Genomic DNA, 25317 nt, shown 5'->3' on the forward strand with positions numbered 1-25317 from the left:
CGACTACTTTCTATTCACCACTTACTACTTTCTATTTACCACTCACAACTTACGACATTCACTCGTCGAGGAACGAACGCAGCGGCTCAGAGCGGCTGGGGTGACGCAGCTTACGCAGCGCTTTGGCTTCAATCTGACGAATTCGCTCACGGGTTACGTCAAACTGTTTGCCCACCTCTTCCAGCGTATGGTCGGTGTTCATATCGATACCGAAACGCATGCGTAGTACCTTCGCTTCGCGGGCGGTCAAGCCACCTAACACGTTGCGCGTTGCTTCGATAAGACCTTCACCGGTAGCCATATCAATGGGCAGCAGCATGGTACCGTCTTCGATAAAGTCACCCAGGTGTGAATCATCATCGTCACCAATCGGCGTCTCCATGGAGATCGGCTCTTTGGCGATTTTGAGCACTTTGCGTACTTTATCTTCCGGCATTTCCAAACGCTCGCCGAGTTCTTCCGGCGTTGGCTCACGGCCCATTTCCTGCAACATCTGGCGCGAGACGCGATTGAGCTTGTTGATCGTCTCAATCATATGCACCGGAATACGGATGGTGCGCGCCTGGTCGGCAATCGAGCGGGTAATTGCCTGACGAATCCACCAGGTGGCGTAAGTCGAGAACTTATAACCACGGCGGTATTCGAACTTATCGACCGCTTTCATCAAGCCGATGTTGCCTTCCTGGATGAGATCCAAGAACTGCAAACCACGGTTGGTGTACTTCTTGGCGATCGAAATCACCAAGCGCAGGTTAGCCTCAACCATCTCTTTCTTGGCACGGCGAGCTTTCGCCTCACCAATCGAGAGCTTGCGATTCACCTCTTTAAGGTCGGCAACCGAGAGCTGCACCATATCCTCTTCGAAGGCGATCTTGCGCTGAGCACGAGCAATATCGGCGCGCAACGGCTCAAGGCGGTCTGCGTACTTGCTCTGCGCTGCCTGGAATTCATCCAGCCATGTTTTGCTCGACTCATTACCAGGAAACGACTTGATAAACGTCTTACGCGGCACCTTGGCTTTTTTCACGCACAGCTGCATGACCGCTTTCTCTTGGGCACGCACCTGCTCAACACTGATACGCACTTGACCGACCAAGCGCTCGAAGTGCTTAGGCACCAGCTTGATAGGCGAGAAAAGCACCGCTAAGCGGGCTTGCTCGGCCTTTAACTCAGCACTGCCGCGGCCATGCTTGGCAAACGCCTCTTCCACCAAGGCGTTCTGCTCGCGAATCTGCTCGAAACGTGCACGCGCCTCTTCGGGATCTGGGCCGCCCTCGCTGGCCGTAGAATCCTCGTCCTCATCGTCGCCGTCGCTCTCAACGTCGTCGTCAATCTCGGCTTCAGGCTCCGGTTCGGGCACCTCTGCTTCGGCAACGCCGGGGATACCCTCATCGGGATCGATGAAACCAGAAAACAGATCCGAAAGACGCCCCGGCGCTTCTTCATCCTGGGTAGCGTCATAGGCGTCCAAAATAGACGCGACGGCACCCGGCAAATAGGCCAGAGACGACATCACTTCACGGGTACCCTCTTCGATCCGTTTGGCGATTTCGATTTCGCCTTCACGGGTCAAAAGCTCAACCGTGCCCATTTCACGCATATACATGCGTACGGGGTCAGTGGTGCGGCCTACATCGCTTTCCACGGCGGCAAGGGCCGCTACGGCCTCTTCCGCAGCGGACTCGTCCGTGGATTGATCCGACATCATCAAAGTGTCTTCATCTGGCGCTTCTTCAGCGACACTTATACCCATGTCGTTGATCATGCCAATGATGTCTTCCACTTGATCCGGGTCGGCGATATCCTCAGGTAGATGGTCGTTGACCTCGGCATAGGTCAGGTAACCCTGTTCCTTGCCTCGAGCGATCAACTCCTTCAGACGCGACTGCTGCTGCGCATTTCCAGCCATAGAAACCCTATCTCGACGAAGAAGAATGAAACACCTGGAGCGCTGAATCGATTAAACTCAACAAGCCGTACAGTATAGCGTAAAAAGCAAGAAATTTTCCAGCTCGACGTATTTGCGCGGTAATTCAGGTGTGTTAGTTTGTTCGGTTAGGCCAACGCTCGGTGGCTGACCCTATATCTGGTGCTGAAACGCTAGGAATTCAACCCCCATCGCCCAAGACACCGCCTCATTGGCGCTGAGCAAGCTCCATTACCAAGCTTGCCAAACGCTGGCGCTGCTCCTTATCCAACTTTTGCCCGGCGCGCTCCTGCGCCAGCAACGCCGTGTACTCCTCTTGAGGAGAACGCTGGCGCTGAACGTACTGCAAGTGTTCCACCAATCCCTTCAGCTCTGCTTCCCGATCTGCCTTGGGAATCAACAGCTCGCGCTTGGCGAAAGCCGCCAAAGCCTGCCCCTGCTGGCTGCCTTGAAAATGCGCCAACACCACTTGTGGGCTGCGGTAGCGCCCTGCCTTGAGCAGTTCAATCAGCTCGCGGCATAGCGGCGCATCGCCATCTTCCGGCAACCACTCCAAATGATCAGGGAGCGTGACCACCAGATTGGGCTCATGCAATAACAGCTGCACGATACGCCCAACCGGGGAGAGCGCCTGAGAACGTGAGCGCGATGAGCGGGCTGGCGCTGCCAAAACAGCGCCGTTCATGGCGGATGAGGCCGATTCGGACTCCAACTGCTCTGCCGGCTCCTGCGAAACATCACCTTGGGTGACGGATCGCTGCGACGCCTGGGAACGCTTTTCGAGCAGCACTTTCAACTGCTCTTGCGCCAGCCCACTACGCTTTGCCAATGACTCCAGCAGTAGCGATTTGAGCATGCCTTCAGGCACTTTGTTCAATGCTTCGAGCACCTGACTGGCAAACCGCTCGCACCCTTCCACGGTATTCAAGTCGCGCCCTTGGGCTGCCTGTTCGAATAGAAACTCCGACAGCGGCATGGCGCAGGTCACGCGATCCTGAAATGCCTGGGTGCCTTCACGGCGCACCAGGGTGTCCGGGTCATCACCTTCGGGCAGAAACAGAAAGCGCGCTTCACGGCCATCAATCATTTGCGGCAGTGCGGTTTCCAATGCCCGGCTAGCCGCCTGCCTCCCGGCACGATCACCGTCGAAACAGAACACTACGCGACTCACCAGTCGAAACAGGCGGGTCAAATGGTCTTCTGTGGTGGCGGTACCCAGCGTCGCCACAGCATTATGAATACCGTATTGCGCCAGTGCCACCACATCCATATAGCCTTCGACCATGACCAGTTGCTCAAGCTTGTTCGAGGCTTGGCGCGCCTCATACAAGCCGTAAAGCTCACGACCTTTATGGAATACGGGTGTTTCCGGAGAGTTGAGATATTTGGGCTGGTCATCGCCCATCACTCGACCACCAAAGGCAATCGTACGACCGCGCAAATCGCGAATGGGGAACATTACCCGATCACGAAAACGGTCGTAGGTACGCCCGGTATCCTCACGGTGAATCAGCAGGCCGTACTCCACCTGCACTGGCTCACCAATACCGCGCTCGCTGAGGTGCTGTTTTAGCGCCTCCCAACCCGCCGGGGCATAGCCAATGCCGTAGGTCTTGATCACCTCGTCCGAGAGCCCACGACCCGACAAATAGCGTTGGGCCGGCTGGCCCTCCTGCATCTTTAATCGCTCGCGATAAAAACTGGCGGCGAGTTCGAGCAGGTTAACACCCTCTTTGCGCTTCTTTTCACGCTGCTGGGCACGCGGGTCATCAGCGCCTTCACGCGGCACTTCAATACCCAGGCGACCGGCCAACTGCTCTACCGCCTCAGGAAACGGTAGTTTGTCGTACTCCATCAAGAAGCGTAGTGCATTACCATTAGCTCCGCAGCCAAAGCAGTGATAAAACTGCTTATCAGCACTGACGGTAAACGACGGGGTTTTCTCTTGATGGAAGGGACACAGCCCAGAGTAGTTACGACCAGCCTTTTTAAGCTGCACGCGCTCACCAACCACCTCGACCACGTCAACGCGGCCTAACAGATCATCAATGAAACGCTGTGGAATTTGGCCTGCCATGAACTACGGGCATCCTCGCGCAAAGCGCTAACTTTCGAGACTGTTTTTAAAAGCCCTGTTTTTTAAAACACTGCCTAAGGTCATCAGACCCATTGCCAGATCAGATCATCATAAACAGCGACGGCCTTTAGCAACGACAGCTTTGAAGAACAACAGTCAAAAACAAACGGCCACCTAGTGGCGGCCGCTTGGCATCCCTCTTGAGACGACCAGCTAACTGCTCCGGCCCCCTCGGGTACGGATCAATAGAGCCGTTCGAAACGCTTTTGCTCACGCTGAACTTTCTTAGCGTGGCGTTTTACGGCAGCTGCCGCTTTGCGTTTACGCTCAGCAGTCGGCTTCTCATAGTGCTCGCGGCGGCGTACTTCAGAAAGAACACCGGCTTTTTCGCAAGAACGCTTGAAGCGACGCAGGGCGACGTCAAACGGCTCGTTATCACGTACTTTTACAGAAGGCATTAAGCACTCACCTACCTTAAGGAGTCTTGAGTTCGGATAGTACGTACACTGCGATATTACATTTAGAACGCGGTGTACGACCCAGTTTTACAGCGCACAGTAGTTTAGTCGCCGTTGGCCATCTTTGCAAATGCTTACGCTGACCCAGGACGACAATGCTAGACTAGTGCTCTTGTGTTTTTCACCTTTACATCTTTTGAATAGCCTTTGAGAGGCCCTTTTTATGCGAGTTCTGGGCATTGAAACATCCTGCGACGAAACGGGTGTCGCGCTTTACGACACCTCGTCAACCGGCGGCAAGGGGCTACTTGCCGATGCGCTGTATAGCCAAATCGCCATGCATGCAGAATTTGGCGGCGTAGTGCCCGAACTCGCCTCTCGCGATCACACCCGCAAACTGCTGCCGCTGATCGAGCAAGTGCTCGGTGACGCCAAGCTAACGCGCCGCGACCTGGATGGCATCACTTACACCGCTGGCCCCGGCTTGGTCGGCGCATTAATGGTGGGTGCCAGTACCGCCCATGGCATGGCTCGGGCCTTGAACATCCCCGTGCTCGGCGTACACCATATGGAAGGCCATTTACTGGCACCGATGCTGGAAGACGAGCCACCCGAGTTCCCTTTCGTGGCGCTGCTGGTATCCGGCGGCCATACCCAGCTCGTCGAAGTTCAGGGGCTGGGTCGCTATCGACTGCTCGGCGAATCGGTGGATGACGCGGCTGGTGAAGCGTTTGATAAAGCCGCCAAGATGCTCGGACTGGCCTATCCAGGCGGCCCTCAGGTCGCCAAGTTAGCGGAACAGGGTGACCCCAAGCGTTTTCGTTTTCCGCGCCCCATGACCGACCGGCCAGGGCTAGACTTTAGTTTTTCGGGCCTTAAAACCCACACCATGACGGCCATTCGCCAGCTGGAAACAGCCGACGAACTCGACGCCCAGGCCCGCGCCGACGTTGCCCGCGCCTTTGAAGAGGCCGTTGTCGATACGCTGGTGATTAAGTGCCGTCGAGCGCTGGATCAAACCGGCTTGAAGCGCTTAGTGGTGGCGGGCGGAGTCAGCGCCAACCATCGCCTGCGCGAACGACTGCAGACTGAGTGCGAAAAACGCCAAGCCCGCGCCTACTACCCGCGCGGGCGATTCTGTACCGACAATGGCGCCATGATTGCCTATGTGGGTGCTCAACGCCTGGCAGCGGGAGAGTGCGACACTTCTGGCATGATGCAGGCGACGCCCCGCTGGCCTCTCGATCAGTTGATACCGCCTGTCTCACCCTAAAAACCACGAAACGGTGGCTCCTCACCGCGTCGCAGTCGGCGAATATTAAGCCCGTGACGTGCCAGCACCAGCAGGCTGAATCCACCCACCACCATGACGTACTCCGGCGCCAGCCAGCCGCAGGCCAGCGGCGCCACGAGAGCACTCACTAGCGACGCCAGCGCAGCTGTTTTTAATCGCCACGCTAGCAGCGCCCATATCGATGCACTCAGTAACGCCACCTGAGGCACCAATACCAACAACACACCGAAGGCACTGGCGACCGCTTTACCGCCACGAAAGCCATGCCACAGTGGAAAGCTGTGGCCTAGCAATACTGCCAATCCCACAAGCCCCTGCAGCCAGACCGGATAGCCCATCAGCTTGGCACCCAAAACAGCAGGCATGGCTTTTAAGGCGTCTAACAGCAGGGTGGCTGCCGCTAAGCGGGGGCCATATAGGCGCAGTACGTTGGAAAAGCCGGGATTAAATGAACCGTGTTGACGGGGGTCGCCCACACCCGCCAGGCGGCAAACGCTCAGCGCTGCCAGCCAACTGCCACTTAAATAACCCACCACTATCCATACCATGGCGCCATGCTCGCTTTGTGGCCCGATATACTGTCGTTTAGCCCCATCCTAACGTACAATCGCCCGCTTGTTACCGTAGGGGGAAGCTGGATGGATCGCATTTTGATTGAAGCGTTAAGCGTCGATACCGTGATTGGTGTCTACGACTGGGAGCGCTCGATTCAACAGTCGCTAAGCTTAGACTTGGTGTTGGCGACCGATATTCGCTCGGCGGCAGCCACCGACGATCTGCGCCTCACCCTGGATTACGCTGCTATCTGCCAGCGCATTCAGCAGTTTGCCGATGCCCATCAGTTCGCCCTGGTAGAGACTTTTGCCGAACGCCTCGCTGAGTGCCTGCGTACGGAATTCCCTATCACTTGGCTGCGCTTGACGGTACGTAAACCGGGCGCGGTTGCCAACGCCGTTAGCGTCGGCCTGGAAATCACCCGCGGCAACCTGCCGGAGGCAACCCAGGAGATCAGCGCATGAACCTGGTGACCGTCAGCTTAGGCAGCAATATTCACCCTACTCGGCATATTCGCTGCTGCCTGGATGCGCTTGCTGATACCTTCGGCCCCCTGCAGATCTCCCGTGTGTTTGAAAGCGAGCCGGTCGGTTTCGCCGACAGCCGCAATTTCTACAACCTGGTGGTGGCGTTTCACAGTGCTTGGACACCCGGCGAACTTCAGGCATGGGGGAAGCAACTGGAAATAGAGCATGGCCGCCTGCCTGGTCTTGCCAAATTTAGTCCCCGCGCGCTGGATATCGACTTGCTCACGGTGGGCAGCCTTTGCGGCACGGTTGACGAAATCGCCTTACCGCGTAGCGAAATTACCCATAATGCGTTTGTTTTGCAGCCGCTCGCCGAGTTGCTGCCCGAGCAGCGCCACCCCCGCTGCGGCACGTCCTATGCCGCGCTATGGAGCGCCTTCGAGCTAGGCAGCCAGCGCCTTTGGGCGGTGGATTTCAGCTGGCGCGGCCGCTGGATCTCCCAAGCGGATGAACAGCCCCTGCTGGCGGCGGCACGCCGGTAAATTACTTGGTTAGCGCCGCCTCCACGGCCTGCCCGCGGCGCGCTCGCAAGGCCTCGCCCAGCGCTGCGCCTTGATATCCCTCAGCTATCAGTGCCTGGGGGCTTACCTCCCGAGCAGCCTGCCAGGCGTTTTCGAGCGGGCCAACCTGCTCAGGCGCCAACACTTTGACTAACGCCAGCTGTCCCTCGACCTGCTCAGGCTTACGCCAACCATCCAAACGTTCCAGCCAACGTAGCACGCTGGGGCCCTCTAATGCGTCGGAAGGCAGCGCATGGTTTTTTAGCGAATGGTTTATTAAAGAATAGGTAAGCGCGGTATGGCGAGCCAATTGGGCAACGGCATTGGGCAGTTTGAGTCGTTCCGACAAGGCATCGCGCTGCTCAGCGCTTAGCGGCGATACCAACTGCGCATGGCGCCAATGAGCCAATGGGAACATATCGCTATCAGGTACCTCAGCCATCGCTGCCAAGCCCTTCACTAACGCTTCGCCCGCCAATTCTGGCCACCAGACGTTGAGCGCGTCGCAACGTTCAAGGGTGGTGAAATAGACCTCTGGGCTTGGTTCACCCAGCGCTTTTTCCGTTTCGACCCACACCCGCTCGGCGGCCAGGTGCTCAAGTTCGCCGCTGTGGCTCACCTTACGCATTAGCGTCAGGGTTTCAGGGGCAATGGTGAAGCCCAGTGACGCATAGCGGGCCAGAAAACGTGCGGTACGTAGTACTCGCAGCGGGTCTTCGCTAAACGCCGCAGAGATATGCCGCAACACGCGCCGTTCGATATCGCCTTGACCATTAAACGGATCGGTTAATTCGCCCTCAGTACTCTGGGCAATGGCATTAATGGTTAAATCACGCCGCAACAGATCCTCTTCCAGGCTGACATCGGGACTGGCATGCACTTCAAACCCGCCATAGCCGTGACCAGACTTGCGTTCGGTGCGGGCCAGGGCGTATTCCTCAGCGGTTTCGGGATGCAGAAAAACCGGAAAGTCGCGCCCCACGGGCTTAAATCCGCGCTTGCGCATGGCCTCCGGCGTAGCGCCCACCACGACCCAGTCATTGTCATATACCGGCCAGCCGAGTAACTCATCGCGCACGGCGCCGCCCACCCGATACACGTTCAAGCCTGCTAAGCGGGGATCACTGTTTGTTTCTTTCACTGTCGTTTTTCCTGCTGAAGGCTAGCTACACTGGTTCGCTCGCCGCTGTCCAGATTGAGCGCGGTTAGACGTCCGCCCCACACGCAGCCCGTATCCAACGCCTCAACGGGTACCCGCGCCTGGGGGGTATTCCCCTCCAGCGCCGCCCAGTGGCCGAAGAGTAGGCGGGTGTCATCGTCACGCGGGTATTGAAACCAGGGCAGAAAGCCCTCTGGGGCACTGTCCAATCCCTCTTTGGCCGCAAAGTCCAAACGGCCCTGGGCATCAATAAAGCGCATCCGAGTCAGCACATTGACAGTCAGGCGCAGCCGATCCATGCCGTCTAAATCATCGTGCCAGCTATCCGGCTGGTTACCAAACAGCTGGGTTAAAAACTCACCGGATGCCTCACTGCCTAGCGCCATCTGCACTTCGCGCCCTAAAGATTCGGTCTGGGCTACGCTCCATTGGGGAAGCAGCCCCGCGTGGGTCATTAGCGTACTGTTTTCAAACACGCTAAGCGGTTGGCTCTGTAGCCAATCCAGCAACACTTCGCGATCAGGTGCACCCAGAATATCGCCCAGGGTATCGTTTTTTCTCAGCTTGCCGCCGCCGCGCGCTACGACCAGCAAATGAAAATCGTGGTTGCCCAATACGCTGCGTGCCGAGCTACCCAGTGCGCGCACTTCTCGCAAACACTCCAATGAACCAGGCCCACGATTAATCAAATCGCCCACCAGCCATAGCGTATCCCGCGCGGGGTTGAAGCTGAGCTTCTCAAGAAGGGCTACAAATTCGGCGTGACAGCCGTGCAGATCGCCGATCGCATAGGTGCTCATGCACGAGGCCTTTTTAATAAAATGAGTAGGCTAAATACTACCACTTCACCGACATCCTATGCCTGTCGCTGGTGGCTTATGTTGATGATTAGCACTGGTGAAAAGTACAAACCTGGATCACTATAAAAAGTACGCTTTGGCGCTCTTGAGCTTCTCGCTAGCTTAACCACTCAATCGAGTAGCCACCTCGCAACAACTGTTAAGGAAAACGGTACGCTTATGACAATGGATTACTCTCGACGCGGGCTATTGCGAGCGGCAACGCTGGCAGGTCTTGGCGCACTTATACTCCCCGGCACAACGCTTCTTCCAGCCGCACGAGCCACCACTCCCAAGCTTGACCCACCGCCCGCTGCGGTGACGGTTAATGGTTGGCTCCTGCGCAGCAGTGACCGCTGATGTATATCGCTTTTGAGGACATTAGCGAACACAGCCATGCAGTGGATGTCTGCATTATCGGCGCGGGTGCGGCGGGCATTTCCATGGCCGTTACCCTGGCGGAGCGGGGCCACCGCGTACTGCTCTGCGAAGGTGGCGATGCGGACTACAGCGAACGCTCCCAGGAGTGCTACCGGGGCGAAGTCGTCGGCGACCCTTATATTCCCCTTTATGGCGCTCGCCTGCGCTATTTGGGCGGGTCGACCAACCACTGGGGTGGCATCTGCCGACCACTCGATCGCTATGACTTTACCGCCAAAAGTGCTGCCAGTGAGACGGCCTGGCCTATTGGCCGGGATGCGTTATCGCCCTACTACCGCGCCGCGGCCAGCGTGCTCGACTTGGCGCCTACGCCTGCTGATCAGCCGATCACGGATTCTGGGCTCAAGCGCATCTATTTCTCACTGGGCCACCCGACGCGTCTGAAGGAGAAATATGCCACCACGCTAAGCGAATCGAACACGTTGGAGTGCTGCCTAACGGCCAACTTGGTGGCGCTGGAAAGCCAGAATGGCAAAGTCACCGGCGCTATCTTCAAAAACTACCAAGGCGATTACCGAAAGGTTCAGGCGCGCTACTTTGTGCTGGCCTGTGGCGGCATCGAAAACTCGCGCTTGCTGCTGTGGTGCAACCAACAGTTAAATGGCCAGCTTATACCTCAAGCCGACACCCTAGGGCATTACTGGATGGAGCACCCCCACGCCACGGTGGGTCAGGCGCTAATTTTTGAGCCAGCGGCACTGGGGCTGGACGAGGATTACAACGTGTTCCTCTCCCCCACCGCTCAATCCATCAGCTCACGCCAAATACTGAATTGTGGGCTGCGCTTGCACCGCATGAACGCTGAAGCCACCCAGGAACTGATTGACGAGCTCGCGGATCAGGCCCCCACGCTGGCGGGACGACTGCGTGTCTGGCAGGCCCAGGGACGGGTGATACACGGCGCGGTACTCAGAGCCGCCTGGGAGCAAGAGCCGCGCTTTGACAATCGCATAGAGTTAAGCGAAGAGCTGGATGATCTGGACGTACCCCGCAGCCGATTGGTGTGGCAGCAGTCCGAGCTGGATCGCCATACGATCCGCGAGAGCATGCTGCTATTAGGGGAGTATCTGCGCGACCACGAGGTGGGAAGGCTGCAAATGGCTGACTGGCTGGCCGATACGCCGGTACAACTGCCTACCGAGGGCGAGTTGGCTGGCCGTCACCATATGGGCGGCACGCGTATGAGTCTTAATGCCGAGGAAGGCATTGTTAACCCCGACTGCCGACTGTTTGCCCAGGATAACTTCTATGTGGCGGGTTCCAGCGTTTTTGCCAGCGCCGGGCACGCCAACCCGACGTTAACGCTAGTACAGCTGGCCCTGCGGCTTTGCGATCACCTGGAGAGCAGGCTAACCCAAACTGTCTAATGGAGCTGAAGCGGTACGGCTAACCTAAAAGGAATAATGGCTACCTCAAAAACACGCTGAGTAGAGGTATCCAACAGCGTATAGGCACCCTCCATCACCCCCACCGGGGTTTGCAGAATGGCGCGACTGGTGTAACGAAAACTCTGGCCGGGGCCAATTAGCGGCTGTTGGCCGACGACGCCTTTGCCGCGGACTTCCTGGCAGTCGCCGCTGCCCTGGGTGATTTTCCAGTAGCGCGCCATCAGCTGAACGCTATGGGGGCTCTGATTGTGGACAGTCACGGTGTAGCTAAACACATAGCGCGACTCTCCATCGTTAGACTCATCAGCGCGATAGCTAGGGACGACGCTCACTTTGATTGCTAGGCCACTCACGTTTGGCTGCCCCGCTCACCGCTTGCCTGCTCATCGGCGGCGACACGGTTGGCAATCGCCACGTACTCCGCCACGGTCAACGTTTGCGGACGGCGGATGGGGTCAATGCCCAGATCTTCCAGGGTGTCGGCACTCACCCGCCCTTTGAAGTTATTGCGCAGCGTTTTGCGCCGCTGACCAAAGGCGAGCTTCACCAGCTCAAACAGCATCGCGGGGTCATCCGCCGTATGGGGCAGCGTTTCATGGGGGGTTAAGCGCACAATGGCGGAGTCGACTTTGGGTCGTGGCACAAAGGCTTCCGGCGGCACGATAAACAGCTGTTCGACCTGGCAGTAGTACTGAGCCATAACCGACAGACGCCCCCAATCAGCACCGCCGGGTTCTGCGGCTAAGCGTTCAACCACCTCTTTTTGCAGCATAAAGTGCATATCTTGTATGGCACTTCCTGCAGCCAGCAGATGTATTATCAGTGGTGTGGAGATGTTGTAGGGTAGGTTGCCTACCACGCGTAGCGCGGGCCCATCGCCTTTCAGCGCAGCAAAATCGAACTTCAGTGCGTCGCCTTCATGAATCACAAAATCGGGATAGTTGAAAAACTGTACCCGCAAACCGGGAATCAGATCGCGGTCGAGTTCGATCACCTCCAAGTGCCCCGCGGCTTCCAGCAACGGCTCGGTCAGCGCCCCCTGGCCTGGGCCAATTTCGACGAGGCGATCCGTCGAGCGCGGGCCAACGGCGCGAACGATCCGCGAGATAATGCCAAGGTCGCGTAAAAAATTCTGACCAAAGCGTTTACGAGCGCGGTGTTGGGGCACAGTAGACATCAAACGGTGTTCCTTGGGGTGCGGATTCAATCGGGAGTATGTAGTAGCCAGCACTGTTGCAACTGGTCGTCTGCTTGCATCAGTACCAGAGTAGGTTTCCGCGAGGGCGCTGTGAACCCGTCCTTGGGCGCTACTTTTCCCATCTGACCGCCATGGATGGCGGAAATGCCGGAATTGTCAGGAACATTTTCCGGCCCTGGAAAAAGACCCTCGCTGCAACCTACCCTGGCACCGGATTAAATTTCAGCCGCAGACAGCCGCCTTGCGGCTAAACGGCGCGCAAGGGCGATAGCGACGTTTAGGCTGCCGGGATCTGCCACGCCTTTGCCTGCCAGATCCAGCGCGGTGCCATGGTCGACCGAAGTGCGTACCAATGGCAAGCCCAGAGTAATGTTAGCGGCCTGACCAAAGCCTGCGTATTTTAACACCGCTAAACCCTGGTCGTGGTACATCGCCAGCACCGCATCGACACCAGCCAAATGCCTGGGGGTAAACAGTGTGTCGGCGGGCAAGGGGCCAAGTATATCCATTCCCTCAGCGCGCAGTGCATCAAGGGCGGGAATAATAACATCCAGCTCCTCGCGCCCCAGGTGACCATCTTCACCGGCGTGGGGATTCAAGCCACATACCGCAATACGTGGCTGGGCAATCCCAAACTGGCGCTGTAAATCAGCCGCAAGCAGTCGGCTAATACGGGTTACCCGCTCAAAGGTGATGGCGTCGGCAACATTGCGCAGCGGCAAATGGGTGGTCACCAGCGCCACACGCAGATCGCCGCCACCCTGCCAGCTTGGTGACGCAGCATGCAGCGCCGTATCGGTGGCGAGCATCATTACCACCTCATCGACGCCGCAGGCATCGCGCAACCACTCAGTGTGGCCGGTAAAGGCTGGGTGACCACCTTCGATGATGACGCCTTTATGAAGTGGCGCCGTAACCATAGCGGCCGCCTGACCTTTTTGGCAGGCATCCACCGCCAGCGCCAAGGTAGCCAGCACATAATCAGCGTTGGCCGGATTGAGAACGCCCGGCGTGGCCGGTTGGTTCAGCGCAACCGGCCAGACCGGCAAACCATGGGGGCTACTTGGGTACTCGCCAGGCGAACATTCAATCACCGTGACACTTAATCCCAGCGCTGCTGCACGCTGGCGCAGCATATCCGGGTCGCCAATCGCTACTGTACCCGCGGGGAGGATGCCCTGGGCCGCTAGCATCAGCATTAGCTCGGGGCCAATGCCCGCTGGCTCGCCGGTGGTCACTACTACCGGTAGCTCGCTATCGGAAGATAAAGTGCCCGCTACCATTCCCACTACCATTAGAGTCGAATATCAACAAAGGCCTGGGAGCGAATCTCTTGTTGCCATGTCTCTAACTCTTCGTTCGCGCGACGCTGGAAGATCGCCTGGCGCACCTGCTCACGCTGGCTCTCTTGGGTAACGTTTTGACGACGGCGCTCTTCCACCTCAATCACGTGGTAGCCAAACTGAGAGCGAACCGGCTGAGATATCTGGTTAACATCCAGGTCGCGCATCGCCTCTTCAAAGGCGGGTACGGTTTGCCCTGGGCGAACCCAGCCCAGCTCGCCGCCGTTGAGGGCAGTGCCACTGTCGTCGCTCATCTCACGCGCCACCGAAGCAAAATCCTCGCCTTGTGAAAGGCGCTGACGTACCTCTTCTGCTCGCGCGCGGGCCTGGTTTTCATCGCGATTAGGGGTCAGTGCAATCAGCACGTGGCGGGCACGGGTCTCTTCAATAAAGTTCTGCTCGCCGGACTGGCCGGGCTGCTGGTTTAGAAAGCGCTCAACGTCGCGATCGCTGACCGATACGCGGTTGCTAATTTGGCGCTGCTGCACCTGACGCATCAGCATTTCGCGGCGAATATCTTCGCGCACGCTGGCCAGCGTCATACCATCAGCTTCCACGGCATCGGCAAACTGGTCAAGCGTCATGCCATTGGATTCGGCAATCGAGCGCACTTGCCCATTGAGCTCGGTATCATCGACGCTCAAGTTGGCATCTTTCGCCATCTGCAGTTGAATCTCTTCCATTACCATGCGCTCAAGCACCTGACGCTCCAATTGGGAGCGCGGAGGGAGATTACCACCCTGGGCCTGCGCCTGCTGCTCGATTTGCGTCATGCGATCATCTAACTCGCTGCGCATAATCACATCGTTATTGACCACGGCCACGACGCTGTCCAGCACTTGGCGCTGGGTGGACTGGAAGTTCTGCGCCTGAAGGGCTAGCGGGGCCAATGCAAGGCCTGCGCCTACACACAAAGCGAGCAGGCTACCAGCCGATAGCTGTTTCATACGGCCTAGCAGGGGCTTTCTCATTTTCATAACAAACGTCTCTTTCATTAGCCATTCGATGGAAGTCATTTACAGGGCAGTCGGACGATAGCCAGGAATGGTCTGTTCAAAATAGCTATCCGCATCCTGGCCAACGCCGCCTAAGCCACGGAATACGAAGCGTAAAAATAGCCCGCGATCATTAAAGTCATCATTAATGGGTGCGGTGTCATTGTCATCTACCCATTCGCGCCACACCAACTGCAGACCGTAACAGCAGTTGTTCCACTGCACACCTGCCAATTGCTCCAGTGAGCGTTCATTGGTTTGATCGTGCAGGTAGCGGCCAATCAAATCAATGTTGGTGCTGGCTTTCCAGGCAAATGAGAGATCCCACTCTTCGCGGTTATAGTCGCGAAAGCCGTTATCGCCCGGCAATACGCCTGGATCGAACCCTTCGATCTCCCAACGGTAGCCAAGGTTCACTACGTGCCCTTCGGGATGCCGGTAACTAACATCAACACTTGATCGTTCGGTGCGTTCCCGGTGGTCATCGTAGAGCCATTCTGCTCCGCTGCTCCAGCGATCATTAATCTGCCAGTCAAGGCGGGTAACCAGCGGCGAACGATCTCGGGTGGCCTGATAGCGGCTTTCCGGATTGACGCTTGGGTTGTCTTCCGGCCGATCCGGCAGCGTATCGGCATCGCCCTCGCTATCGATACGGCGGTCATCAAAGTAAACGCTCTGACCTACCCCAAACGAGAGCCGGTCACGACCGGAGGCATCTTCCAATAAGCGTGACTGCACGCCGTAAGAGAGCCGGTTGAGATCGCCAACGCGGTCAGTACCGGAAAAGCGCTGCGCTGACCAAAGCTGATCCCAGGAGAAAGCGCGTTCGCGGCTGTCAAAGTCGGGCAGTTCGCTCTGATCGGTGCGCGGCACATAGGCGTAGTTCAAACGCGGCTCTAGGGTTTGGCGGTAGTCCCGCCCACCCAGTGCAAGCTCACGTTCAAAGACGAGCCCACTGTCGATGGAGGTCAGCACAACACTGCGGCTGGGTGAGTCGCTACGCTGTGTATCGCGCTCGCCGTAATCCAGCTCGTAAGCAGTGTTCCATAGCTCGGTACGCGGCTCCAGGTAGCCCCAAGGGCGCTCGAAACGCCAGCCAACCGCAGGCATTAGGTGCAAGCGGCTACCGGTGGCCGCTTCGCGCTCCGGCACGCGGCGCTCATCCACGTCGCGCCAAAAATAGGTCGCGTTTGATCGCCACTGGGTATATAGCCCGTTGTCGAACTGCCAGTTGGCATTCGCGCTCAGGCTCGGCAGTTGATAAAAAGGTTTATCGCTATCGCTAAGCGGGTCTTCCAAGCGCTGGAAACCCTGGGCGCGGGCATCCAACTGCCAGCGCTGGCCGCGGTAATCGACCTGGGCCAAACGCTCCATACTGGCGCGCTCGCTCTCGCCAAACTCACCGCCGAAGTCATCGAAATAGCGCCCGTCACTGGCGGCCCCGTAGCGCAGCCGATAATTACTGCGCTCATTTACCCGCCCCGCATGGCGGGCATCCACATACCAGCGATCATCACCCTCAAAGCGATTTTCTCCGCCGCCAGAGCCACCGTTATCACTGTTTAAATAGCCGCCTTCAACGATGCCCGAGCTCTCCTCAAACAGGTAGCGGTATTCACCGTTCATCAACAGCCCGCGGTCACTCATCCAGCGCGGCGTGATCGTCGCATCGTGGTTTGCGGCAATATTCCAATAAAACGGCTGGGCGTAGTCAAAACCGTCCGTTGAAAAGCCAATCGACGGAGACAGCAAGCCTGTATGGCGGCGATCGTCGATGGGAAAGCGCAGCCATGGCCAGTAAAATACCGGCACATCTTTCACTTCCAGGCGCGCATGACGCGCTGTGCCAAAGCCTTCGGCTTGGTTCAAACGAATATCGCTGCTGACCAGTTGCCAGCTATTGGCGCCTGGATCACAGGTGGTGAAGCTTGCGTCTTGCAGGCGGTACTCGCCCTCCCCAGTCTGCTCTAGCTGACTAGCCTGACCGCGCAGATGCTGCTCGTAGAGCACATAGTGGCTGTCACCCAGGGTGGCCCGATCTTCGTTTAGCCGGAGCATCGCCTGTTCGCCACGCACCAAAGCTCGCCCATCGCGGATGGCGATATTACCTTCTGCGTCGACCTGCTGACGGTCAGCGGGTAAAAAGATACGCTCCGCTTCCACTTCTTCATTGCCGCGGCGCAGTACCACATCGCCGCGTAGCAATGCTTCGCCATCGGCAGCGTAATCGACTTCCCGGGCCTCCAACGAGACGGTTTCCGGGTTATCTTCCGCTGGCAAGCGGTAGCTGGGCATTACATAGCGGCCCCGGCACAGTTGGTTAGCCGCTTCCTCTTCCCCCCAGGGTTGCCAATCCAACGCTTCAGCGGACATGGTTTGACCCTGAGCCACCGCTGTAAACGAGGCGCCAGCAAGCAAACTGCCCATCAGCGTATGCGCAACCGGCAACGTGCGCGAAAATCGCTTGCCCATGTTCGTTATCCTTGGCATCCAGAATCGGTATTATACAGCCCGCATGATGCCCGACCAGCAAGGAGCTTGCATGTCCTCATATCGGATTAACGCCCTCACCATGTGGGCCGCCCAACAAAACGGTCTCTCTGAGACCGATATTTCGCTTTCATCCGCCGTGGGCGATGCGAGTTTTCGGCGCTATTTTCGCCTAACACTACCCGACGGCACCACCCAGGTGGTCATGGATGCCCCGCCTGAGCAAGAGGACTCCCAGCCGTTTGTAACCATTGCCAAGCGCTGGCGAAGCGCCGGACTGCCGGTACCCAAGGTGCACGCCACCAACCTGGCGGACGGCTTTCTGCTGCTTGAAGATTTGGGTAACACCCCCCTACAGTGTTTGTTTAGCGACGACGCTAGCATACAGGCTTACCATCAGCAGGCTCTCACGCTGATCGCCGAGCTGCAAAATCGCGCAGGCCCTGACTCGCTGCCCGTGTATGATACGGCGTTGTTGGGCCGCGAACTCGACCTGTTTCCCGAGTGGTGTCTCAGCGCTTGGTTAACGCTGCCATCGCCAGAGAGCTGGCACGTTGTTCGTGAGCAGCTTATCCAGCATGCCTTAGCGCAGCCGGTAGTGACTGTGCACCGTGATTTTGATGCCATGAACCTGATGCTGCACGATCAGCGTCTGTTTATGATCGACTTTCAGGACGCCGTGGCTGGCCCGCTCAGCTACGATGTGATCTCGCTGTTACGGGGGCGATACTGCCGCTTTAGCAATGAGCAGTTCGCTGGCTTTGTCGAGGCTTTTTATCACCAGGCCCGCCATGATGGTCGACTGCCCAGCAGTGTCGATTTTGCCACTTTTCTGCTCCAGTGCCACGCGATGGCTGCCCAGCGCTCACTAAAAGTGCTGGGGATTTTCTGCCGCTTAACCCTGCGCGATCAAAAAAGTGGCTATCTCGAGCGCTTACCCCACTTTCTGGATCATCTGGAAGATAGCTTTTCGTTTCTGACCGAGCAGGCTGAGTTCGCTGAGTGGCTCCAACTCACCTTAAGACCTGCCATTATGAAACGACTAGCGGAAATACCGTCATGAAAGCGATGATTTTAGCCGCAGGCCTAGGCAAGCGAATGCGTCCGCTCACCGACCACTGCCCCAAGCCGCTGCTGCCCGTGGCGGGCAAGCCGCTAATCGTGCACCACCTGGCTCGTCTTCGCCAGGCAGGTATTCATGAGGTCGTCATCAATGTCAGCTACCGTGCAGAGCAGATTATCGCAGCGCTCGGCGATGGTGACGCCTATGGACTGCACATTCACTGGAGTCGCGAAACCGAACCGTTGGAAACCGGAGGCGGTATTCAGCAAGCGCTGCCGATGCTTGGCGAGGCGCCGTTTCTGTTGATTAACGGCGATGTTTGGTGCGCAGCGCTCCCCACCCAGCACGCGCTGCAAGGCAATGATCTGGCTCACCTGATGCTGGTGGAAAACCCTTCTCATCACGCCAGTGGGGATTTTGGACTAGCAGGAGGGCGCGTGAATCAAACCAGCACTGAGCGTTTGACCTACTCAGGTATCAGCGTGATTCACCCAGGGCTGCTCGCCGGGCACCCCCAGGGCGCTTTTGCCTTGGCGCCACTGCTGAGAACTGCTATCGATAACAACCAGGTAAGCGGCGAGCACTATAAGGGGCATTGGGTCGACGTTGGAACCCCTGAACGACTGGCGGCGCTGGAACGCCAGCTACAGAGCGAAAGGGGTTAGCCTATGCATCCGCACCACTTACGTGAGGCAATCGCCAACACTCCACGGGTAGCGGTCTACGGCACGCTCAAGCAAGGTTTCAACAATGCCCACTGGCTAAACGGAGCCACTCTGCTCGGGAGCGACGTTACTAAAGCGCTCACGCTTTACGATATTGGCCCCTACCCCGGTGCCAAATGGCAGCGGTCAAAAGGGGTGACGATTGAAGTCTATCAGATCAGTATTGACCATCTGGCCCAGCTAGACTGGTTAGAGGATTACCGCATCGATGCGCCGTCAGAGGGTGAGTATGACCGCCAGCAGATAACCACCTGTTTTGGTCTCGCCTGGGTGTATCTTTACAATCCGAGTGTGACAGGTAAAACAGCTATTTATGAGAGTGGCTGGCGCATGCCGAACATTAGCAATGTTCAACAGCGGCGCTGAGAAGAGGCGCGCAGGCCAAGAAATGTTATGCTGCGCGACTTACCTTTCGTCGCCTAGATGAGGAGAGCAACGTGAAAGCACGGGTAAAATGGACAGAAGGCCGCCAATTCGTGGCGGAATCCGGTAGCGGGCACAGCGTTGTGATCGACGGCCCGCCCGACCACGGTGGTCGCAACACAGGGCCTCGCCCAATGGAAATGCTGCTAATGGGCATGGGCAGCTGCACCGCTTTTGATATCTTGAATATTCTTGATAAAGCGCGTGCCAATGTGACCGACTGCGTTGCTGAGCTAGACGCCGAACGCGCCGATGAAGTGCCCGCCGTTTTTACCAAGATCCACGTCCATTTCGTGGTGACCGGTCGCGCGCTGAAAGAGAAGCAGGTGGCCCGCGCAGTTGAGCTCTCCGCTGAAAAATACTGCAGTGCCTCAATCATGCTCGTTAACGGCGGCGTTGAGATCACCCATTCCTTTGAGATTATGGAGGAGGCTCGGACGTGACAGACAATCTCCGACTCCACGGGTTTAACAACCTGACTAGCTCGCTGAGCTTCAACATTTACGATATCTGTTATGCCAAAACCGAAGAGCAGACGGCGGCTTACATCGACTATATCGATGAGCTGTATAACGCCGAACGTTTGACGCAGATTCTTAAAGACGTCACCAATATCATCGGCGCCCATGTGCTCAATATCGCCCGCCAGGACTACGAGCCCCACGGCGCGAGCGTGACGATTTTGATTGCCGAACATGAGCTTGATGAGGCGGCGCCTGAGCAAATTGAGCCAGGTCCCGGCCCGCTACCGGAGACGGTGGTTGGCCACCTGGATAAAAGCCACGTGACGGTGCACAGCTACCCCGAGTCGCACCCCGACAACGGTATTAGCACCTTCCGCCTGGATATTGATGTCTCCACCTGTGGTCATATCAGCCCATTAAAAGCGCTGAACTACCTGATCCACAGCTTCGACTCCGATATCGTCACCATGGATTACCGGGTGCGTGGCTTTACTCGCGATGTGGATGGCAAAAAACTGTTTATCGATCACGGTATTACTTCCATTCAAGACTACCTCGCTGAAGACACCAAGAATGCGTATCAGATGATGGACGTCAACGTGTATCAGGAGAACATGTTCCACACCAAGATGCTGCTCAAAGACTTCGAACTGGATAACTACCTGTTCGGCACGTCGCGTCGCGATATTACCTTTGAAGAAGCCCGGGATATCGAGGGCCGTTTGCGTAAAGAGATGCTGGAAATTTTCTACTCCCGCAATCTGGATTAAGCCCCCAAACGGGTCTCAACGCAGCACCGAAACACCAAAAAGCCAGCGAACGCTGGCTTTTTTTTCATATCAACTAAATATACTGGCTTATCCTGTCATTGCGAGGAGCCTGCGACGAAGCAATCTCTACCCGCGGTGGCACTCAAGTCGAGATCGCCGCGCTTCGCTCGCGATGACAGGAAGGGCATTAGGAGCCTGGCTTATCTGTCATTGCGAGGAGCCTGCGACGAAGCAATCTCTACCTACGGTGGGCACTCAAGTCGAGACCGCCGCGCTTCGCTCGCGATGACAGGAAGGGCTATCGCCGTTTAATAAACGCTTGGCTCGCCTTCAGGGCGAGTCTTAAAACGTCGGTGTAGCCAGAGGTACTGCTCGGGATGCTTGCGAATGGCCAGTTCAATAAACTGGTTGATCCGTGTGGCATCGGCAACTTCATCGCCGCTGGGAAAACCTTCCAGGGCAGGCAGGCTTTCAATGGTATAGGTGGCGTTATCCGGGTTGCGGTGAAACATCATCGGCACCACTGACGCGCCGGTCATACGCGCAAGCTTGGCCGTTAAGCGAATAGTCGCGGCCTGCTGACCAAATAGCGGCGCAAATACGCTCACATCGCGGCCAAAATCCTGATCCGGTGAGTACCACACCATACGTCCATCCTTGAGCTGACGCACCGCGCCACGCAAGTCATAACGGTCGAGGGCAACACCAAAATTGCGCCCGCGGGCGCGGGTCATAAAACGCTCAAACAGCGGGTTATTATGCGGTCGATAGACCGCATCGGCAGAGAAAAACAGCGCGTGCAGGGCACCCCCTAAATCGAGGGAAGAGAAGTGAACCCCCACAATGATCACGCCTTTACCCCGGGCCTCGGCGCGGGCCATATGCTCTTCGCCGATGTAAGCGACCCGGTGGCGTAGGCTTTCGCCATCGCGACACCAGCCGGTTGCGGTTTCAATCAGACCAATGCCATTGGCAATAAAGGTATCTTTAACGAGCTGATACTGTTGCTGGGGACTCTTTTCGGGAAAACAGAGCGCTATATTGGTTTCGGTAATATGGCGCCGCCGTTTGGCAAAGCGCCAGGCGAGCAGTCCAAGCCCTTTGCCAATGGCCATTTTTAATCGCCAAGGCAACCAGGCAGCGATATACATGGCACCAATAGCCAGCCATGTGGGCCAGTAACGCGGGTGGGCGAATGAGCGCGGGTAACGTGATTTCGACATGCAAACAACCGTTTAAGCAGAACGCCCATGATAACGCCGCGGCGCCCGAGGCAGTACCCCTGTTAGCAGCGTATAGCTGATGGTATCGCAGTAGCGGGCCACTTCATCCACCGACAGCACCTCGCCGTTGCTGGCCCTGCCCCACAATACAACGTCGCTGCCAATCGCGGCGTCGGGTACGTCCGTCACATCAACGGTCAACATATCCATGGAGACTTTTCCGGCAATCGCACAGCGCTGGCCGTTGACCAGTACCGGCGTGCCATCGCGGGCATGACGGTCATAGCCATCACCGTAGCCGCAGGCGACCACGGCAATGCGTGAACGCCGCGGTGCGCGCCAGCGCCCGCTATAGCCAACGGGCTCGCCCTCTTCCAGCTCCCTCAGGGCAATTATTTCCGAGCGTAGGGTCATCACCGGCTGCAGTTGCTGAGTGATTTCGTTGGCAACTTCCAAGGGGTCGCTGCCGTAGAGCATCACACCTGGCCGGTTCCAGTCACCATGGGCCACCGGCCACGCCAGGGTAGCCGGTGAGTTGGCCAGGCACAGCGGCGCTTCTAGCTCGCTAGCAAGACCTTGCAGCCGGGTCATTTGTTGGTTGAAATAGCGGTTATCGCGGGAATCGGCGCTGGCAAAATGACTCATAAGGTGGAGCGAGGCCACGCTTGGCGCGGCACTTAGCTGACGCCAGATAGCGGCGGCCTCGTCGATGGCAAAGCCCAGGCGGTGCATGCCGGAGTCAACTTTCAACCAGACAGGAATTGGCTTTTTAGGTGAAGCGGCTAACAAAGCATCAACCTGCCATTGGCTGTGTACCGCAATCCAGAAGCCGTGGGAATCCACCAGCGCCAGCTCGTCGGCGCTGAAGATACCTTCCAACAGGATGATGGGTTGGGTAATGCCGCCCTGGCGCAGGGTAAGCGCCTCTTCGATACAGGCAACGGCAAACGCGGGAGCCTGGCCTTCCAGCGCCTGAGCGCAGGCCAGCGCGCCATGCCCATACCCATCGGCTTTGATAACTGCCACTGAGCGGCTTTGCGGCGCGCAGCGGCACGCCAATTGATAGTTGTGACGCAGCGCGTCCAGATCAATATCGGCCACAAGGGGGCGCATGTGCTTTCTCACTTACCTGATTTAGCAATAAAAGTTTGTTAATAAAAATGCCAGCAATAAAAAGCCGAGTAAGCGCTCACTGGCGCTCGCCCGGCTTAGAGAGATAACGCGATTTACGTTCGCCTAAGCTTCACTCAGGTTTCAAACAGCGCCTCTAAAGAAAGGCCCTGTTTTTCCAATGCACGGCGTAGTTTCTTGAGTGCTTCGACCTGAATCTGGCGAACTCGCTCGCGGGTTAAACCGATTTCGGCGCCCACCTCTTCCAAGGTGGCCGATTCGTGACCGCGCAAACCAAAACGGCGCACCACCACTTCGCGCTGTTTCTCGCTCAGCTCATCCAACCAAAGATCCACATGCTCTTTAACGTCGCCATCCACTAGCCGCGCCTCAGGCCCCTGCACTTCATCGTCAGCCAATGTATCGATCAGCGGTTTATCACTTTCACCACCCATGGGGTAATCGACAGATGATACGCGCTCATTAAGACCGAGCATCTTTTTGACCACATCGACCGGTTTATCAAGGTGATCAGCGATCTCTTCGGCGGTGGCTTCATGGTCAAACTTTTGAGTCAATTCACGCGCCGCACGCAGGTAAATATTGAGCTCTTTGACCACGTGAATGGGCAAGCGGATCGTCCGCGTCTGGTTCATCAGCGCCCGCTCAATGGTTTGACGAATCCACCAGGTGGCGTAGGTCGAGAAACGAAAGCCCCGTTCGGGGTCAAACTTCTCTACCGCGCGAATCAAACCTAAATTGCCCTCTTCGATCAAATCCAGCAACGTCAAGCCACGGTTTAGGTAGCGGCGGGCAATTTTCACTACCAGCCGCAGGTTGGATTCAATCATTCGTGAGCGACCCAAAGGGTCGCCTTTACGCGCTAAGCGGCCGTAGTAAACTTCCTCTTCTGGCGTTAACAGTGGCGAAAAGCCGATTTCGTTGAGGTAGATTTGCGTCGCATCCAAGCTTTGGGTCGATTGACGATCCTCACGCCCTAGCGCTTTCTCAAAGGCATCTTCTTCTATCGTGACATCGTCATCGGTATCATCAAGTGCCTCCTCAGCAGCGTCCAGGTCAACCTCCTGTAGATCTTTCTCCAACATACTCATGGCCTTACCCCTCGTTTGTCGCCTACCCGCCATTTAGAAAGTCAAAGGGTGCGTTCTAAGACGCACACCATATTGTTATGTGACGATTGTTATATGACGCTCGAATGCTGCGATTCGGGCAACGTCCAAGTTATGCGCTGACTGCTCACTATCCCGGTGAGTGCATTAGCGAGAAGGCAGGAAGTCCATGGGATCTTGCGGCTGCCCATCACGGCGAACTTCAAAGTGTAATCTGACGTTTTCAGCATCGCTATCCCCCATTGTGGCAATCACCTCACCAGCCTCTACTACGTCATTTTCACTGACCCGTAAGCTGTCGTTATGAGCATACGCGCTCAGGAACTGATCGTTGTGCTTGAGAAGGATGAGGTTGCCGTACCCCCTGACGCCACTGCCCGCATAAACCACAATGCCGGGGCCTGCTGCTTTAACAGGTTGCCCCTTTTCACCAGCGATATCAATCCCGGCGGTGATGCTATCACCCTGACCAAATGCCCCGACCACATTACCATCGGCAGGCCACTGCCAGTCGATGTTTTCGGCGGGCGTATAGGTACGCGATGAACGGTCTACGCTGGCACTTTGTGTGGCAGACGCTGCTTCAGGCTGTGGTTCGGGCTCAGATTCGGGCTGCGGTGCCGGTGCTTGCTGTGGCTCAGCTTGTTCGGGTTCTGATGATGGCTGTGGTTCAGGTTGCTCGGCGGGCTCAGGCTCAGCCGCCGCGACGACTTCAGGCTGAGGTGTTGAGGACGATTCATCAGCCTCTTGCTCTGCTGCATTGCGTTCAGCGGTAAGGCGCTGGTTGCGTTGAATCGCGGATTCATCGGGCAGTAGCCAATCCAACTCCTGGTCGTCGCTGGCCACTGAGGCCGTCTGTGGGCTCAGCCCGGTCGCCACTGCGCCACTTGAGGTATTCGTCGTGGGCTGGTTACTGGCCGTTGATGCCAACCCAGCGCCTTCACGCAGGGCAATCGTTTGCCCTGGCCGAATTTGGTAGGGCGGATCAATGTTATTGATTGCCGCGAGCTGGCGATAATCCAAATTGTGCTGCCAAGCAATGCCATACAAAGTATCACCCGCTTTCACCGTGTACTGGGGCGAGTTTTCCACCGCCTGGCGTGCTTGGCTTAAATCGCGCACCTGGGGGCTTCCGCCTTGCTGGCTGGCACAGCCAGCAATGGCTAATGCCAGCGCCGACATCATGAGTACTTTAGGTATATGACCTTTACGCATTCA

25 protein-coding genes are annotated in these 25317 nt (G+C 57.1%); 10 read left to right on the forward strand and 15 right to left on the reverse strand.

The features are described 5' to 3' along the window. Window positions 1-58 precede the first annotated feature (58 nt). From rpoD to rpsU, 3 genes are all read right to left on the reverse strand, one after another. Window positions 59-1909, reverse strand: a complete 1851-nt coding sequence (rpoD, locus tag K7H09_RS03715; RefSeq protein WP_027958016.1) for an RNA polymerase sigma factor RpoD — start codon at window positions 1907-1909, stop codon at window positions 59-61. A gap of 226 nt (window positions 1910-2135) precedes the next feature. Further along, entirely contained in the window at window positions 2136-4004 is a 1869-nt protein-coding gene (gene dnaG, locus K7H09_RS03720; protein ID WP_141440749.1) for a DNA primase, read from the reverse strand. Window positions 4005-4246: 242 nt separating this feature from the next. Beyond that, the gene (rpsU, locus tag K7H09_RS03725) at window positions 4247-4462 is read right to left on the reverse strand and encodes a 30S ribosomal protein S21 (protein ID WP_008956349.1); all 216 of its coding nucleotides are present in this window, start codon (window positions 4460-4462) and stop codon (window positions 4247-4249) included. Between the two features lie 223 nt (window positions 4463-4685). Here rpsU and tsaD point away from each other — a divergent pair, with 223 nt between their 5' ends. Next, a complete protein-coding gene (tsaD, locus tag K7H09_RS03730) occupies window positions 4686-5735 on the forward strand; it encodes a tRNA (adenosine(37)-N6)-threonylcarbamoyltransferase complex transferase subunit TsaD (protein ID WP_230803652.1) in 1050 nt (349 codons plus the stop codon). On the opposite strand, the gene plsY is transcribed toward tsaD, so the two are convergent. Next, complete coding sequence (gene plsY / locus K7H09_RS03735; RefSeq protein ID WP_230803663.1) at window positions 5732-6304, reverse strand: glycerol-3-phosphate 1-O-acyltransferase PlsY; 573 nt, start codon at window positions 6302-6304, stop codon at window positions 5732-5734. The genes tsaD and plsY overlap by 4 nt on opposite strands. A 90-nt stretch (window positions 6305-6394) precedes the next feature. On the opposite strand from plsY, the gene folB reads away from it, so the two are divergent. Continuing rightward, window positions 6395-6775 (forward strand): dihydroneopterin aldolase, encoded by a 381-nt coding sequence (gene folB / locus K7H09_RS03740; RefSeq protein ID WP_041158827.1) that lies wholly within the window; start codon window positions 6395-6397, stop codon window positions 6773-6775. Then, window positions 6772-7320: a 2-amino-4-hydroxy-6-hydroxymethyldihydropteridine diphosphokinase gene (gene folK / locus K7H09_RS03745; RefSeq protein WP_041158828.1), complete on the forward strand. Its 549-nt coding sequence runs from the start codon at window positions 6772-6774 to the stop codon at window positions 7318-7320. The genes folB and folK overlap by 4 nt, the downstream gene beginning before the upstream one ends. 1 nt (window position 7321) lies before the next feature. Here the strand turns inward: folK and K7H09_RS03750 are convergent, their stop codons facing one another. Next, window positions 7322-8479, reverse strand: a complete 1158-nt coding sequence (locus K7H09_RS03750; RefSeq protein ID WP_230803664.1) for a polynucleotide adenylyltransferase — start codon at window positions 8477-8479, stop codon at window positions 7322-7324. After that, window positions 8476-9297: a symmetrical bis(5'-nucleosyl)-tetraphosphatase gene (locus K7H09_RS03755; RefSeq protein WP_022522375.1), complete on the reverse strand. Its 822-nt coding sequence runs from the start codon at window positions 9295-9297 to the stop codon at window positions 8476-8478. The genes K7H09_RS03750 and K7H09_RS03755 overlap by 4 nt, the downstream gene beginning before the upstream one ends. A gap of 219 nt (window positions 9298-9516) precedes the next feature. Here K7H09_RS03755 and K7H09_RS03760 point away from each other — a divergent pair, with 219 nt between their 5' ends. Both K7H09_RS03760 and K7H09_RS03765 read left to right on the forward strand, forming a co-directional pair. Then, window positions 9517-9696, forward strand: a complete 180-nt coding sequence (locus tag K7H09_RS03760; RefSeq protein ID WP_081742558.1) for a hypothetical protein — start codon at window positions 9517-9519, stop codon at window positions 9694-9696. After that, the gene (locus K7H09_RS03765) at window positions 9696-11144 is read left to right on the forward strand and encodes an FAD-dependent oxidoreductase (protein ID WP_027958022.1); all 1449 of its coding nucleotides are present in this window, start codon (window positions 9696-9698) and stop codon (window positions 11142-11144) included. The genes K7H09_RS03760 and K7H09_RS03765 overlap by 1 nt, the downstream gene beginning before the upstream one ends. On the opposite strand, the gene apaG is transcribed toward K7H09_RS03765, so the two are convergent. The 5 genes from apaG to K7H09_RS03790 all read right to left on the reverse strand — a co-directional run bounded on the left by apaG (window position 11141) and on the right by K7H09_RS03790 (window position 17173). After that, entirely contained in the window at window positions 11141-11518 is a 378-nt protein-coding gene (gene apaG, locus K7H09_RS03770; protein ID WP_230803666.1) for a Co2+/Mg2+ efflux protein ApaG, read from the reverse strand. The two genes, K7H09_RS03765 and apaG, sit on opposite strands and share 4 nt — an antisense overlap. Then, window positions 11515-12342 (reverse strand): 16S rRNA (adenine(1518)-N(6)/adenine(1519)-N(6))-dimethyltransferase RsmA, encoded by an 828-nt coding sequence (gene rsmA / locus K7H09_RS03775; protein ID WP_027958023.1) that lies wholly within the window; start codon window positions 12340-12342, stop codon window positions 11515-11517. Before rsmA ends, apaG begins: the two co-directional genes overlap by 4 nt. A gap of 236 nt (window positions 12343-12578) precedes the next feature. After that, window positions 12579-13646 carry a 4-hydroxythreonine-4-phosphate dehydrogenase PdxA gene (gene pdxA / locus K7H09_RS03780; RefSeq protein ID WP_230803667.1) on the reverse strand — a complete coding sequence of 356 codons (1068 nt, stop codon included), beginning with the start codon at window positions 13644-13646 and terminating at the stop codon, window positions 12579-12581. An 11-nt stretch (window positions 13647-13657) separates the two neighbouring features. After that, window positions 13658-14683: a peptidylprolyl isomerase gene (locus K7H09_RS03785; protein WP_027958025.1), complete on the reverse strand. Its 1026-nt coding sequence runs from the start codon at window positions 14681-14683 to the stop codon at window positions 13658-13660. Between the two features lie 39 nt (window positions 14684-14722). Next, window positions 14723-17173 carry an LPS-assembly protein LptD gene (locus K7H09_RS03790; RefSeq protein WP_027958026.1) on the reverse strand — a complete coding sequence of 817 codons (2451 nt, stop codon included), beginning with the start codon at window positions 17171-17173 and terminating at the stop codon, window positions 14723-14725. A 70-nt stretch (window positions 17174-17243) separates the two neighbouring features. Here K7H09_RS03790 and K7H09_RS03795 point away from each other — a divergent pair, with 70 nt between their 5' ends. From K7H09_RS03795 to speD, 5 genes are all read left to right on the forward strand, one after another. Next, window positions 17244-18254, forward strand: coding sequence for an aminoglycoside phosphotransferase family protein (locus K7H09_RS03795; protein WP_022522367.1), 1011 nt, complete (start codon window positions 17244-17246; stop codon window positions 18252-18254). Beyond that, window positions 18251-18919, forward strand: a complete 669-nt coding sequence (gene murU / locus K7H09_RS03800) for an N-acetylmuramate alpha-1-phosphate uridylyltransferase MurU (protein WP_141440747.1) — start codon at window positions 18251-18253, stop codon at window positions 18917-18919. Before K7H09_RS03795 ends, murU begins: the two co-directional genes overlap by 4 nt. A gap of 3 nt (window positions 18920-18922) precedes the next feature. Further along, entirely contained in the window at window positions 18923-19345 is a 423-nt protein-coding gene (locus tag K7H09_RS03805; protein ID WP_027958028.1) for a gamma-glutamylcyclotransferase family protein, read from the forward strand. 71 nt (window positions 19346-19416) lie between these two features. Beyond that, window positions 19417-19845, forward strand: a complete 429-nt coding sequence (locus K7H09_RS03810) for an OsmC family protein (protein ID WP_022522364.1) — start codon at window positions 19417-19419, stop codon at window positions 19843-19845. Further along, complete coding sequence (gene speD, locus K7H09_RS03815) at window positions 19842-20636, forward strand: adenosylmethionine decarboxylase (RefSeq protein ID WP_022522363.1); 795 nt, start codon at window positions 19842-19844, stop codon at window positions 20634-20636. The genes K7H09_RS03810 and speD overlap by 4 nt, the downstream gene beginning before the upstream one ends. A gap of 308 nt (window positions 20637-20944) precedes the next feature. Here speD and lpxL read toward each other — a convergent pair whose 3' ends face one another. The 4 genes from lpxL to K7H09_RS03835 all read right to left on the reverse strand — a co-directional run bounded on the left by lpxL (window position 20945) and on the right by K7H09_RS03835 (window position 25314). Beyond that, on the reverse strand, window positions 20945-21859 hold the full coding sequence (gene lpxL / locus K7H09_RS03820; protein ID WP_009287327.1) for an LpxL/LpxP family Kdo(2)-lipid IV(A) lauroyl/palmitoleoyl acyltransferase: 915 nt from the start codon (window positions 21857-21859) through the stop codon (window positions 20945-20947). A 12-nt stretch (window positions 21860-21871) separates the two neighbouring features. After that, complete coding sequence (alr, locus tag K7H09_RS03825; protein WP_161463106.1) at window positions 21872-22972, reverse strand: alanine racemase; 1101 nt, start codon at window positions 22970-22972, stop codon at window positions 21872-21874. 134 nt (window positions 22973-23106) lie between these two features. Then, complete coding sequence (gene rpoS / locus K7H09_RS03830) at window positions 23107-24081, reverse strand: RNA polymerase sigma factor RpoS (RefSeq protein WP_022522360.1); 975 nt, start codon at window positions 24079-24081, stop codon at window positions 23107-23109. Window positions 24082-24246: 165 nt separating this feature from the next. Then, window positions 24247-25314: a peptidoglycan DD-metalloendopeptidase family protein gene (locus tag K7H09_RS03835; RefSeq protein WP_230803668.1), complete on the reverse strand. Its 1068-nt coding sequence runs from the start codon at window positions 25312-25314 to the stop codon at window positions 24247-24249. Window positions 25315-25317: the final 3 nt, after the last annotated feature.

This window comes from Halomonas sp. IOP_14, assembly GCF_021021315.1.
Classification (GTDB): Bacteria; Pseudomonadota; Gammaproteobacteria; order Pseudomonadales; family Halomonadaceae; genus Vreelandella; species Vreelandella titanicae.

Bases quoted from the DNA above. Each gene is read 5' to 3' on its own strand.
- K7H09_RS03835 (WP_230803668.1), bottom strand. From the start codon at position 25,314: ATGCGTAAAGGTCATATACCTAAAGTACTCATGATGTCGGCGCTGGCA.
- K7H09_RS03795 (WP_022522367.1), top strand. From the start codon at position 17,244: ATGTCCTCATATCGGATTAACGCCCTCACCATGTGGGCCGCCCAACAA.
- murU (WP_141440747.1), top strand. From the start codon at position 18,251: ATGAAAGCGATGATTTTAGCCGCAGGCCTAGGCAAGCGAATGCGTCCG.
- K7H09_RS03790 (WP_027958026.1), bottom strand. From the start codon at position 17,173: ATGGGCAAGCGATTTTCGCGCACGTTGCCGGTTGCGCATACGCTGATG.
- K7H09_RS03755 (WP_022522375.1), bottom strand. From the start codon at position 9,297: ATGAGCACCTATGCGATCGGCGATCTGCACGGCTGTCACGCCGAATTT.
- K7H09_RS03785 (WP_027958025.1), bottom strand. From the start codon at position 14,683: ATGAAAATGAGAAAGCCCCTGCTAGGCCGTATGAAACAGCTATCGGCT.
- pdxA (WP_230803667.1), bottom strand. From the start codon at position 13,646: ATGGTAGCGGGCACTTTATCTTCCGATAGCGAGCTACCGGTAGTAGTG.
- dnaG (WP_141440749.1), bottom strand. From the start codon at position 4,004: ATGGCAGGCCAAATTCCACAGCGTTTCATTGATGATCTGTTAGGCCGC.
- folB (WP_041158827.1), top strand. From the start codon at position 6,395: ATGGATCGCATTTTGATTGAAGCGTTAAGCGTCGATACCGTGATTGGT.
- folK (WP_041158828.1), top strand. From the start codon at position 6,772: ATGAACCTGGTGACCGTCAGCTTAGGCAGCAATATTCACCCTACTCGG.
- lpxL (WP_009287327.1), bottom strand. From the start codon at position 21,859: ATGTCGAAATCACGTTACCCGCGCTCATTCGCCCACCCGCGTTACTGG.
- rpsU (WP_008956349.1), bottom strand. From the start codon at position 4,462: ATGCCTTCTGTAAAAGTACGTGATAACGAGCCGTTTGACGTCGCCCTG.
- plsY (WP_230803663.1), bottom strand. From the start codon at position 6,304: ATGGTATGGATAGTGGTGGGTTATTTAAGTGGCAGTTGGCTGGCAGCG.
- K7H09_RS03765 (WP_027958022.1), top strand. From the start codon at position 9,696: ATGTATATCGCTTTTGAGGACATTAGCGAACACAGCCATGCAGTGGAT.
- K7H09_RS03805 (WP_027958028.1), top strand. From the start codon at position 18,923: ATGCATCCGCACCACTTACGTGAGGCAATCGCCAACACTCCACGGGTA.
- rpoD (WP_027958016.1), bottom strand. From the start codon at position 1,909: ATGGCTGGAAATGCGCAGCAGCAGTCGCGTCTGAAGGAGTTGATCGCT.
- K7H09_RS03760 (WP_081742558.1), top strand. From the start codon at position 9,517: ATGACAATGGATTACTCTCGACGCGGGCTATTGCGAGCGGCAACGCTG.
- tsaD (WP_230803652.1), top strand. From the start codon at position 4,686: ATGCGAGTTCTGGGCATTGAAACATCCTGCGACGAAACGGGTGTCGCG.
- rpoS (WP_022522360.1), bottom strand. From the start codon at position 24,081: ATGAGTATGTTGGAGAAAGATCTACAGGAGGTTGACCTGGACGCTGCT.
- alr (WP_161463106.1), bottom strand. From the start codon at position 22,972: ATGCGCCCCCTTGTGGCCGATATTGATCTGGACGCGCTGCGTCACAAC.
- rsmA (WP_027958023.1), bottom strand. From the start codon at position 12,342: ATGTCTACTGTGCCCCAACACCGCGCTCGTAAACGCTTTGGTCAGAAT.